Origin of the sequence: Roseateles oligotrophus, assembly GCF_014204525.1 — a bacterium.
Lineage (GTDB): Bacteria > Pseudomonadota > Gammaproteobacteria > Burkholderiales > Burkholderiaceae_C > Paucibacter_A > Paucibacter_A oligotrophus_A.
This window is the reverse complement of the sequence record NZ_JACHLP010000006.1, coordinates 268,715-280,454: the sequence shown is the minus strand read 5'-3', so window position 1 is coordinate 280,454 and position 11,740 is coordinate 268,715. Positions and strand designations below refer to the sequence as shown.

The following is an 11,740-nucleotide window of genomic DNA, read 5'->3' as shown; positions in this document are numbered from 1 at the left end:
CAAGTGAGCAAGCTCTTGGGCCGACTGCTGCGCTTTGACGAGGCCCTGGCCGGCCTGGCCCTGTGCCTGATGGCCTTGATCCCCTTGCTGGAGATCATGGCCCGGCCGCTGCTGGGCCGCGGCATAGCGAACGCGCCGGTGCTGGTCCAGCATCTGGGCCTGGTGCTGGCCATGCTGGGCGCGGTGGCGGCCGAGCGCAACGGGCACTTGAGCACGCTGGCCGGCGGCAATCAGCTCACGGGCCATGCGGGCCGGCGCCTGTTTGCCGAGGGCAGCGCGGCAATCGTCTGCGGCATGCTGGCCGAGGCCAGCTGGCGCTTTGTGCTCAGCGAGATGCAGGTCAGCCACGATCTGGCCTACGGCATGCCGGCCTGGTGGCTGCAGCTGGTGATGCCGCTGGGCTTTGCCCTGCTGGGGCTGAAGCTGGGGGCGCGTTGCTTTGCCGCTTCAAACCAGGCGCTCAAATGGACGGTCGCCCTGCTCTTCCCGCTGCTGGGCATGGCACTCGCACGAAGTTTCGAGGCCCAGGTCTTGCCCCTGTGGCCGGCCGCGCTCTGGCTGCTGGCCATGCTCTTGCTGGGCGCGCCGATCTTTGCCGTGCTGGGCGGCCTGGCCCTGGCCTTGTTCTGGCAGGACGGCGCCCCCCTGGCCTCGGTGCCGCTCTCGCATTACCAGATCACCGTCAACCCCTCCCTGCCCGCCCTGCCGCTGTTCACCCTGGCCGGCCTGCTGCTGGCGCGCAGCGGCGCGGCACAGCGCCTGGGTGAGGTGTTTCTGGCCCTGTTCGGCGCGGGCGTGGGCGGCACGGTGGCGGCCTCGGCCGTGCTCTGCTCCCTGTTCACCGCCTTCACCGGCGGCAGCGGGGTGACGATTCTGGCCCTGGGCGGCCTGCTTTTGCCCCTGCTGCGCAAGGCCGGCTTCCCGGAGCAGCGCGGCATCAGCCTGGTGACCAGCGCCAGCGCACTGGGCGTCTTGCTGGCGCCTTCGGTGCCGCTGATCATGGTCGCCATCATCGCCCGCGTGCCCATCAACACCATGTTTCTGGCCGGGCTGCTGCCGGCCGTGGTGATGGTGATCTGCTTGCTGGTGTTCGGGGGCTATCTGCGGCGGGGTGGACTGACGCCACCCACAAGCGGCAGCCGCCCGCCTCTGGGCAAGACCTTGTGGACGGCCAAATGGGAGTTACTGGCCCCGCTGGTGGCCCTGGGCTCGCTGATCAGCGGCCTGGCCACGCCGACCGAGAGCGCGGCCCTGACGGCCGTCTACGCGCTGCTGACCCAGACCCTGGCACACCGCGAACTGGGCTGGCGCAAGCTGGGAACGATCTTGTCGGACTGCGCGCAAATCATCGGCGGCGTGATGCTGATCCTGGGCATGGCGCTGGGCTTGAGCAACTATCTGGTCGATGCCGGCATCCCGGATGCGGCGATTGAGTGGGTGCAAGGTGCCATCCCCAACAAATTCGCCTTCCTGCTGGCCCTGTGCGCCTTTCTATTCCTGGCCGCTGCCCTGATGGAAATCTACGCCGCCCTGGTGGTGCTGGTGCCCCTGCTGCTGCCGGTGGCACTGAGCTATGGCATAGACCCGGTGCACTTCGGCATCATCTTTCTGGCCGCGATGGAGATGGGCTTTTTATGCCCACCGGCCGGCATGAATATCTACTTCGCCTCAGCCATGTTCGGCAAGCCCCTGCGCCATGTGGCGGTCTCGGTTTTGCCGGCCCTGCTGGCCATCTTCATCGGCACGCTATTGATTGCAGCCCTGCCGATGCTGGCCACCGGCCTGCCTGCATTGCTGGGCAAGAACTAGGACGGCTCCAAAGCCTTGGCCCGCTCCATCAGCAGCTCGGCCAGAAAAGGCCCCAGCTCATCGGCGGCGATGAAGTCAGGGATGCTGAAGTCGGCCGGCTGTTGTTGGCCGTCTTGCCCCTGCAGCACGGCCTGCCAGCGCGAGCCCACCCGCTGCACCAGCACCTGCTGGACCCCGAGCTGAAAACGGTAGCTGCCGCTGGCACGGCGCCAGGGCCTGAACAACCAGCTCATGGCCGCCTCACAGCCAGCGCCACACCCGCAACAGCCACAGCGGCACATGTCTTGCAGGCGCGGGGGTGTAGGTCTGGCGGTAGATGGAGCTAGGCATGATGAGCGTGCTTTCAAAAATGGGACTTACGCAAAACCGTCGCAGCTGCGTTCGAGCGCCTCGCCGTACCAGCTGTACTGTCTTCGGCGCTCTGCCTTGCTGCACCGGCTTTGCGTCAGTCCTGCAAAAAAAGAAGGGCAGGAAACTGTATAAATAACCACTGTTTATTCGTACAGCATATCCATTCAAGAAATGCTTGCCAAGCCCCCTAGAACCCTGTTGTACCGATCTGGCCACGGCCGAGGGAATAAGCTTAGCAAAATTCCTGCCTTCCCTCTGAGGCACTCAGAAGCTAGGCTGCCGGCCTTGTTGGAGATTTGATGAAGAAGTATTTTTTGCACCCGCAACGCTTGCGCCTGCTGGCCTGCCTCACGCTCTTGGCCGGTGGCGCCGCCTCGGCCCAGACCCTGCGCTGGGCCGCCAGCGGCGATCCGCTGACCCTGGACCCCTATGCCCAGAACGAGACCCTGACCAATGTGGTCAATGCCCAGGTCTACGAGTTCCTGGTGGCGCGCGATAAAAAGCTCAATCTGGTGCCTCTGCTGGCCACCGAGTGGAAGCAGAACGGGCCGCTGAAATGGACCTTCAAACTGCGCCCCGGCGTCAAGTTCCATGACGGCCGGCCCTTCAGCGCCGAGGACGTGGTGTTCTCGCTGGAGCGCGCCCAGCAGCCCAGCTCACAGATCGCCGTCTACGCCAATGCCCTGGGCCGTGCGCGCGCGCTGGACAAGCTGACGGTGGAGTTCACGCTGAGCCAGGTCAACCCGATTTTCTTGCAGCATCTCAACACGCTCTACATCATGAGCAAGGGCTGGGCCGAGGCCAATAAGGCGACCAAGACCCAGGACTTTGCCAATAAGGAAGAGAGTTATGCCGCCTTCAACGCCAATGGCACGGGGCCCTTCCAACTGATGAGCCGCGCGCCGGACAGCAAGACCGTGTTCAAGCGCAACCCCAATTACTGGGGCCAGATCGAGGGCAATCTGCAAGAGGTGGTCTACACCCCCATCAAGAGCGATGCCACCCGCACCGCCGCCCTGGTCTCGGGCGAGCTGGACTTTGTGCTGGACCCGGCACCGCGCGATATCGACAAGCTCGCCGCCACGCCCGGCGTCAAGATCGTCAACGGCCCCGAGAACCGCATCATCTTCCTGGGCCTGGACCAGGGCCGCAGTGAATTGCAGGGCAGCAATATCAAGGGCAAGAACCCCTTCAAGGATGTGCGGGTGCGGCGCGCGCTCTACCAGGCCATCGATATCGAGACCATCAAGAGCAAGCTGATGAACGGCCAGTCGGCGCCCACCGGCGCCCTCGTGCCCTCGCCGCTGGGCGCCTTCAACGACCCGGCCATCGAGGCCCGCCTGCCCTACGACCCGGCCGCCGCCAAGAGGCTGCTGGCCGAGGCCGGCTATGCCGGCGGCTTTGAGTTCACGCTGGACTGCACCAATAACCGCTACGTCAACGACGAGCGCATCTGCATCACCCTGGCCTCGCAATGGGCCAAGATCGGCCTGAAGACCCGGGTCAATGCCCAGCCCAAGGCCATCATCTTCAACAAGCTGGAGAAGCTGGACACCAATGCCTATCTATTCGGCTGGGGCGGCTCCATCACCGACCCGGAGAGCATCTTCAGCTCCCACTACCGCAACCGCGGCGAGAAGGGGGTGGGCGAGTACAACCGCGGCAATTTCCGCGACGACACGCTGGACGCCCTGGTGGCCGCCAGCAGCAAGGAGGCCGACCCGGCCAAGCGCGAGGCCTTGATACGCCAGATCTTCAAGCGCGAGGCCGAGCAGATCCACTACATCCCCCTGCACCGCCAGTTCATCCCCTGGGCGGCGCGCAACCATGTGACGGTGGTGCACCGGCCGGACAACTGGTTGGAGTGGCGCTGGGTGGTGGTGAAATAGCGCAATCTCCGCAAAGCTCAGGAACACGGCTCCATGCGCACAGCAAGCCACCCCGCCCCCTTCACCTGGACCCTGCGCCTGCTGCAGGTGCTGGGGAGTCTGCTGGCGATGGCGGGGCTGGGCGGGGCCGCATTTCTGCTGCAGAAGATCCAGCCCGATATGGCCACTTACTCGGCCTCCGCCCTGGGGCTGGCCCTCGTCTTCATCGTCCTGCCCTTGCTGGGCTTCGCGGCCCTGCTGCTGCTGCCCAGCACCGCCCTGCTCTGCCTGCCCGCCATGCGCGCGCGCTTTCGCGTCCAGGGCGGCTGGTTTGCGCTGTGGTGTGCCAACCTGGCTTGCTGCGCGCTGTTTCTCGGCGCTGGCGTGTTTGTGCTTTGGGTGATTTGGATGGGGCCCAAGATTGGCCCGTAGGGCGGGCCAAGACCCGCCACATCTTCATTCAACAAGGCCCAAGGCGGGTCTTGACCCGCCCTACACAGCCAACACCCCCCGCCAATACAGCTCACAAGCCAACAGAACCGCCCGCATCTGGGTCTGGTGGGCCAGTTGAAAAACCTCGCCGTAGACCGTCTCGTCCGGGTACTCGCTGATCAAGGTATAGGGCACAGCGGAGCGGCTGTCTTCCATGACCATGCAGCCGATGCCGTTCAGCACCCTCATGGGCAGCTCGCCCCAATGCGCCTGCCACAGCCGGTACTGGCGGGCGTTGAAATCGACCAGGCGCTGGTCCTCGGCCAGGCCGGCCGTCAAGGCCTGCAGAAATGGCCAGGGCTCGCGGCCGGGGTGGTGGCGCAGGATCAGGAAGAAGCCACGCGGGATGGCCCAGCTGGCATAGCCCGGCGGCAGATAACCGGACAGCGGCCGCGTCCACTCATGCGCGGGGTAGCCGTGCAGGCTGAGGTGCAGGCCGGCCGCGCAGCGCGCAATGGCCTCCAGCCGGGCGGCTTTTTCAAACAAGGGGGCGGGCGGCTGGCGGACCTCCAGATCGTCCCCCAGGGCCGTGAAGCGGGCCGCGTGGTGCATATGCTGGGGCTGCTGCCGGCACAAGGCCTGGTGCAGGGCCGCGCCGTCGGGGTTCTCCAGCGGCAGCAGGGCCAGATGGGCGTCGGCGTGCTGCTGCAATAACTGCGCCGCTCCACGCAGGGCACCGACCACGCCCGAACATTCATTGGCATGCTGGCCGGCGCTGATCACCACGCCGGGCCTGCTGCCGCGGCGGTAGAGGCCGGGCACGGGCCGGCCTTGCACCGAGCGCAGGCCAAAACGCTCAACCTCAGCGGTCTGCTGGGCCAGGGCCTCCAGCGCGGCCCAGCTTTGCTCGGGCGTCAGCGGGGCCGCGCAGTCGGCCAGGCCTTGCAGCAAGGCCGCGTCGGCCTGGGGCGGCAGCTGGACCAGGACGGGATGGGGTGCGATCTGCACGCGCACCCGGGTCGGCCCCGCCTCGGCCGCATGGATCATGGGCACGATCTGGCCCGGCCGCAGCAGGCGGTCGCCCGCGGGCCGGCCCGAGCGTTGCTGGAAGAACTCCAGCAGGCCGAAGTACAGCTCCTCGTGCAAGGCCTCGCGCGTGCTCATCAGCTCGTCGCCAAAGTCCAGGTCTTGCTCGATGCCGCCGATCTCGATGTCGATCAAGAGGCGCTCGAAGAAGGGCTCGCTCGCCCCCCAGTCATGCGCGGCCACGGCGGCGAACACGGCCTCGGCCGCGGCCTGGTAGTCGTCGCCTGGCAGCGGGCCATCGGTCAGCAATTCATCGCCCTGCCAGGCCCGCAACCAGGCCGTGGCGGAAGCCCCGGCGGCGCTGGCTTGCAGGGGCACAAAGATGGGGGGCAGGTCTTGCCCATCCCAGCGCGGCCACACCTCGTCGGGCGCCAGGTCGGGGTCTTCGACAAAGCTCAGCCTCGCCCCGCGCAAGAGCCCGGCCAGTGGGTAGGTCTCCATGCGCAGGCGCTGGGCCAGGGGGGTGGGTAGGTGCAGCTGCAGCTCGCCCGCGCGCTCCAGACCCAGCTCCTCCAGAAAGGCGTGCAGTATGGGCTTGTAGGCGCTGCGGATCTGCGCGCCGATGCCCAGGGCCGCCAAGGCCTGCTCGGCCGCGCGGCGGGCGGCCTGGCCCTCGAACACCCAGGCTTGCAGGCGGCTGGGCCGCGCCTGACGGGCCCAGTCCAGCAGTACGTCGAGGCTGCGCGGCAGGCTCTGGTCGAGCAGAACAAGCCCCTGCATCAGAAGCTGAAGCGGCCTTCGGCCACGATCTCGGCCAGGGGCTTGCGCGGGCTGGGTTGCTCACGCGCCTGCAAGGCCTCGGGCAGCTGGCTCTTGTCACCCTGCTTGCCGATCGCCACCACGCAATTGAGATGGAAGTCCTCGGGCACGGCCAGGCCTTGGCGCAGCACATCGGCGTCAAAACCGCCCATGGCATGGGTGACCCAGCCGGCGGCATGCGCTTGCAGGGCCAGATGGCCCCAGGCGGTGCCGGCGTCAAAAGCATGGGTCACGAAGGGGAGGGCCTCGCTCGTGCCGTGGGGCAGCCAGGTCTTGGCCGAGATCACCGCCACCAGGGCCGAGGCGTTCTTGGCCCAGCCCTTGTTGAAGTCCACCAGGCTGGCAAAGATGGCCTCGAAACCCGGCGTGCCCTTGAGGCCGTAGACAAAGCGCCAGGGCTGGACATTGGAGGCCGAGGGCGCCCAGCGGGCCGCCTCGAAGAAGCTCATCAGCACGGCCGGCTCAATCGCCTCGCCGCTCAGGGCGCGCGGGCTCCAGCGGGCGGTGAACTGGGGATGGATGGGGTATTCGGTCTGACGGCTCATAACGGCTTCCTGTTGACGACGAAGAAGGAGGTGGGCGGCCGAACTGGATCGGCGCCGAAGCATTGTGACAAAGACGCCCCGCGCTCAGAAAAACAATCCCCCCAGGGAGGCGCTGGGCGCCTGGGGGGCCAGCGCCGGCGGCCCGGCCACGCTGCGGCCTTGCGCGCGCCGCAGCGCGGCCCAGGCGGCGAGCACGGCGGGATCGTCGGCGCGCTTGGCCTGCAAGCGGGCACGTAAAAGAGCCGTCAAGGCGTCCAGCGGGTGGCCATCGGGCATGGCCTTGGGGCGGCGCTGTTCGGCCAGCCCCAAGCTGGCCTGGGCGGCCGCCGTCTCGCCCATCAAGACCTGGCTGTAGGCCAGGTCCAGCTGGGCCGACCAGGCGTAGTCGGTGGCGGCCTCGTCGAGCTGTTTGAAGTAATCGGCCCGGCCTTGCAACAGGCTTTGGCTGCGCGGCCCATCGTCTTGCAGGCGGGCCAGCTGGCCTTGCAGCTGGGCCAGGCGGCTGCCGGGCGCGGCCTCGCCATGGACCTGCAGGACGCGGGCCAGCCATTCGGCGGCCAGGCCGGCGTCCTCATGCACCAGGGCCAGATCGGCCAGCAGCTGCAGCGCATTCAACCTAGATTCGGCAGTTGGACGCGCCCGAAGGGCTCGCCAGGCGGTGCGATGGCAAGACGCGACGACGCAGTGGGCTACTGCCCACAAGGAGGAGCAACGCAGCCAGCGTGCCGTTTGGCGAGACAGGCGGGCGTGTAGCGCTGTCACCCCAAGGGTGATCGCCGTTAACGGACGAGAACACAGTAGGCATCGATGTTTCCAGGTCAGAGCGAGCGGTCAACTGCCGAATCTAGGTTCAAGGCATTGCCCTTGACCAGGGGGCCGCTGGCCTCGATATCGGCCAGCAACTGCCTGGCCTCGCCGCGCCAGCGCGGGCGTTCGGCGTCCAGCCGGGCGCGGCTGCGCACCAGCAGCGCTTCGGCGCGCAGGCGCAGCAAGACCTCGGAATGCGGGGCGATGCCCTGCGCCTGGGCCTGGGCCAGCAAGGCCGCGTACTCGGCCGCGGCCGCCGCGTACTGGCCGGTGTGGCTGAAATAACGCGCCAGCATGGCGTATTGCAGCAGGGCCAGATCGCTGCCCGGGCCCAGCACCCGGTCCATATCGCGCAGCAGCTGGCGGCTGCGCGCCTCGATGTCGTCGAACTCCGCCAGGCCGATCTGGTGGTTGAGGAAGTTGCGCCGCATCACCAGGATCTGCATGGCATGGGCCGGCTCGCGGCTCTGCCAGAAGGGCTGGGACTCGCGCAGGATCTTCAGCGCCTCGCGCTGCCGCCCCTGCTTGCTGCGCAGCACCTGCAGATTGTTGAGGTAGTCGGCCCGGTCCAGCGCGCTCAGCGGCCCCAGTTTTTGCGTCAAGGCCCAGGCCTGGGCCAGGGCCTGCTCGGCCTCGGGCAGACGCTGGCTGTGCATATAGCAGGCGGCCAACATCATCAAGGCATCGCGGTAAGGGGCGGAGCGTTCGCCGAACTGGCGACGCAAGGGTTGGCGCAGCGGCTCCAGCACGGCGATGGCGCGGCCCTCCATGCCGTTGATCTGCAGGCCATGGCCCTGCTCCAGCCGCGCCAGCAAGGTGGCCGGCGCATCGGGGCCCAGATGCTGGCTGGCCAGCTGCACCCATTCCTCGGCCAGGGGCAGGGCGTAGTCAAAGCGGTTCAGGGCGTTGTAGGTGGTGGTCAGCACCTGCAGCAGGCCCAGGCGGGTGTCGGGGTCGTCGCTTGCCCAGGGGCATGCGCGAGCGCTACCCCCGGGCAAACCAGGCCCCTAATCGCCAAATTCAACGCGCCGGTTTTGCAAAGCATTGCAGAAGTTCTTGGTTCACCGGGCCTGGGGGACGAGCCTAAAGTTGGCAGCAAGACAGCAGCGAGCCGACCCGGCCGCATTGCTGCGACGGCTGCAGCGCCGCGCATCCAAACGCGGCGGCCCGCGCCGGGATCCGTTTATTCCAAGGGAGTTCCTTCACCATGTACCACCTGCTGCCGAGCAGGCCCGCGCCTTTGGCCCTGGCCTTGCTGCTCGCCCATGCCTTGCCGCAACACGCCGCCCACGCCCAAGCCAGCGAGGCCGCCACGGCCGCCCAGGCCAAGACCGCAACTCTCGCCCCGGTGCTGGTGACGGGTTCGCGCATCTCGCGCCTGCAGGCCGAGGGGCCCAGCGCCGTCACCATCCTCAAGTCCGCCGACCTGGACCGCCTGGGCTACCGCAACGTCGCCGAGGCCCTGGCAGCACTGACCGAGAACAGCGGCTTCACCCAGGGCGAGGACTACGGCAACACCTGGCAGCCCGCCGCCAACGCCATCAGCCTGCGCGGCCTGGGGCCCAACCGGACCCTGTTCCTGCTCAACGGCCGCCGCATCGCCGACTACCCCACCGCCTACGGCGGCCAGGTGAATTTTGTCGACACCTCCAGCATCCCCTCCGCCATGGTGGAGCGCATCGACGTGCTCAGCGGCGGTGCCTCGGCCATCTACGGCTCGGACGCCATCGCCGGCGTGGTCAATGTGATCCTGAAAAAGAATGTGCAGGGCCACAGCCTGAACCTGCGCGCCGGCGGCAGCCAGTTGGGCGGCGGCGAGAACGCCCGCCTGCAATTCGTCAGCGGGCTGAACACGCAGCGCCTGAACGCGGTGTTCGGCCTGGAGCTGTCGGGGCGCGAGCCGATCTGGGACCACCAGCGCAAGCCCTTTGACGACTCGACCGCCTTTGGCGCCGACCCCACCCCCGTGTTCGGGCGCCGCAATGCCAGCACGCAGAAATGGATCGCCCCGCCCGCCGAGGCCTGCCAAGACCTGGGCGGCCTGTTCCAGGGCTCGGTCAGCGCCTTCACGAGCAAGAACGGCGTCTACTGCGGCAGCGGCCGCGCACGCTCGTCCTTCTGGACCAACCAGACCGGCAAGCGCAGCGCCAATGCCTCGGCCGTGCTCAGCTTGGACCTGAGCGAGGGTCACAGCCTCGTCGCCGAAGCCTTGCTGGGCCAGACCCAGACCTTCCAGAACACCCGCGGCCCGAACTGGACGTCGGAGAGCCGCGTGGGCCAGAAAGGCTATTTCCGCAACGCCAATAGCGGCGCGCTGGAAACCTGGTCGCGCCGCATCTCGCCCGAGGAAATCGGCGGCGCCGAGCGCTACAACCGCAACTGGTACGACCGCTCCTACAACCTGGCCCTGGGTGCCCGCGGCGAGATCGGCCCGAACTGGAACTACGAGGCCGCCGTCAACAGCTCGCGTTATGTCTCCAATACCGCGACACCGACCTTTCTGGCCCAGGCCGACAGCTTCTTCCTGGGCGAGCGCCTGGGCGTCGATGGCAAGGGCGTGGCGCAGTACGCCCCCGACACCCAGCGCCTGTACCGGGCCCTGACGGCCGATGAGTTCAACAGCTTTGTCGGCAGCTCCAAACGCCACAACAGCTCGTACAGCCACAACCTCACGGTCCAGCTGAACGGCGAGCTGCTGCCCCTGCCCGGCGGCAGCCTGAAGAGCGCCTTCGTGGCCGAGCTGGGCCGCCAGGGCTACCTCAACCAGGCCGACCCGCGCCTGGGCCAGAACTACTTCTACAGCGACACCCCCACGCCCGATGTGGGCGGCGACCGCAAGCGCGCGGCCCTGGGGGCGGAGCTGAGCGCACCGCTGACCCGCTGGCTGACCAGCACCGCCGCCGCCCGCTACGACCACTACAAATTCAGCCAGCGCAGCGATAGCAACACCAGCGTCAAGCTGGGCCTGGAAGCGCGCCCCAGCGCCAGCTTGCTGCTGCGCGGCCAGTACGCCACCAGCTTCCGCGCGCCCGACCTGAACTACATCTACTCCGAGGTCAGCAAGGGCTATTACCCCGCTTCGACGGACTATTACCGCTGCGCCCAGCAAGGCCTGGAGTTCGACAGCAAATGCGAGTTCGCCGATCTCGCCCCGGGCTTCAACTACGCCAGCTATGCCAGCAAGAACCTGAAGGCCGAGAAGGGCAAGTCCTGGAACCTGGGCCTGGTGTGGGCGCCCAGCCGCGAGCTGGATCTGTCGCTCGATTTCTGGAAACTGGCCATCAGCGACCAGATCGACGACCTCTCGGCCGACCAGATCCTGCGCAACGAGTCGGCCTGCCGCCAGGGCAAGAAGGACATCGGCTCGCCGCTGTGCGTGGACGCGCTGCAACGCGTCAAGCGCAATGCCCCGGACGCCGCCGTCAGGCCCAATGCCGTCACCGAGATCATCACCAACCCGGTCAATATCGCCGACACCCGCACCCATGGCTTTGACCTGAGCGGCAGCTACAACTACCGCAGCGAGCGCTGGGGCCAGCTCGGCCTGAGGGCCAAGTTCAGCCGCGTGCTCAGCTATGTCTACCAGGCCAATCCGGGCGACCCCAGCATCAACCAGATCGGCAGCCACGACTACGAGGGCTGGAGCAACCGTCTCAACGCCTCGGTCAACTGGAAGCTGGGTGCCTGGTCCCACACGCTGGCGGCGCAGCGCAATGGCCGGGTCTCCAGCCCCAGCAACGACAGCGACTGGTTCGGCCCCTTCTGGCATTTCAATCTCAGCACCGGCGTCGAGCTGAGCCGCGCCACCCGCATCGGCCTGAGCATCAACAACCTGCTCGGCGACATCCGCTACGACCGCAACACGGGCGCCCGGAAAACCAGTTACTACCTGCCTTATGGCCGGCAGGCCTGGCTGGAGCTGACGCACCGCTTCGGCGACTGAGCCCGCGCACAAGGCTCGGAAGGGGCTTGTGGCTGAGCCCCCCAAACACCCGCCACCCGTGCAAAGCAAAGCAGAAATTCTTGTTTCCCGGTGGCGGGTGATTTTTCTACAGTGGCCCTAAACCCCTAAGCCCACAACAC

General features: G+C 67.3%; 9 protein-coding genes. 4 read left to right on the top strand and 5 right to left on the bottom strand.

The annotated features are described in order from the left end of the window. Nucleotides 1-3 precede the first annotated feature (3 nt). Nucleotides 4-1,809: a TRAP transporter large permease subunit gene (locus HNP55_RS15895; RefSeq protein WP_348648716.1), complete on the top strand. Its 1,806-nt coding sequence runs from the start codon at nt 4-6 to the stop codon at nt 1,807-1,809. Here the strand turns inward: HNP55_RS15895 and HNP55_RS15890 are convergent. Continuing rightward, entirely contained in the window at nt 1,806-2,042 is a 237-nt protein-coding gene (locus HNP55_RS15890) for a hypothetical protein (protein ID WP_184301375.1), read from the bottom strand. The two genes, HNP55_RS15895 and HNP55_RS15890, sit on opposite strands and share 4 nt — an antisense overlap. A gap of 417 nt (nt 2,043-2,459) precedes the next feature. On the opposite strand from HNP55_RS15890, the gene HNP55_RS15885 reads away from it, so the two are divergent. Both HNP55_RS15885 and HNP55_RS15880 read left to right on the top strand, forming a co-directional pair. Beyond that, on the top strand, nt 2,460-4,049 hold the full coding sequence (locus HNP55_RS15885; protein WP_184301372.1) for an ABC transporter substrate-binding protein: 1,590 nt from the start codon (nt 2,460-2,462) through the stop codon (nt 4,047-4,049). A 33-nt stretch (nt 4,050-4,082) separates the two neighbouring features. Beyond that, nucleotides 4,083-4,460 carry a hypothetical protein gene (locus HNP55_RS15880; RefSeq protein ID WP_184301370.1) on the top strand — a complete coding sequence of 126 codons (378 nt, stop codon included), beginning with the start codon at nt 4,083-4,085 and terminating at the stop codon, nt 4,458-4,460. A gap of 60 nt (nt 4,461-4,520) precedes the next feature. Here HNP55_RS15880 and HNP55_RS15875 read toward each other — a convergent pair whose 3' ends face one another. The 4 genes from HNP55_RS15875 to HNP55_RS15860 form a co-directional block, all read right to left on the bottom strand. Further along, nucleotides 4,521-6,266: a M14 family zinc carboxypeptidase gene (locus tag HNP55_RS15875; protein ID WP_184301367.1), complete on the bottom strand. Its 1,746-nt coding sequence runs from the start codon at nt 6,264-6,266 to the stop codon at nt 4,521-4,523. After that, nucleotides 6,266-6,850 (bottom strand): nitroreductase family protein, encoded by a 585-nt coding sequence (locus HNP55_RS15870; RefSeq protein ID WP_184301364.1) that lies wholly within the window; start codon nt 6,848-6,850, stop codon nt 6,266-6,268. Before HNP55_RS15870 ends, HNP55_RS15875 begins: the two co-directional genes overlap by 1 nt. Nucleotides 6,851-6,934: 84 nt before the next feature. Continuing rightward, the gene (locus HNP55_RS15865) at nt 6,935-7,465 is read right to left on the bottom strand and encodes a hypothetical protein (protein ID WP_184301361.1); all 531 of its coding nucleotides are present in this window, start codon (nt 7,463-7,465) and stop codon (nt 6,935-6,937) included. Nucleotides 7,466-7,668: 203 nt separating this feature from the next. Beyond that, complete coding sequence (locus HNP55_RS15860; RefSeq protein ID WP_184301358.1) at nt 7,669-8,655, bottom strand: tetratricopeptide repeat protein; 987 nt, start codon at nt 8,653-8,655, stop codon at nt 7,669-7,671. A 209-nt stretch (nt 8,656-8,864) separates the two neighbouring features. Between HNP55_RS15860 and HNP55_RS15855 the strand changes: the two genes are divergently transcribed. Next, the gene (locus HNP55_RS15855) at nt 8,865-11,600 is read left to right on the top strand and encodes a TonB-dependent receptor plug domain-containing protein (RefSeq protein WP_184301355.1); all 2,736 of its coding nucleotides are present in this window, start codon (nt 8,865-8,867) and stop codon (nt 11,598-11,600) included. Nucleotides 11,601-11,740 lie beyond the last annotated feature (140 nt).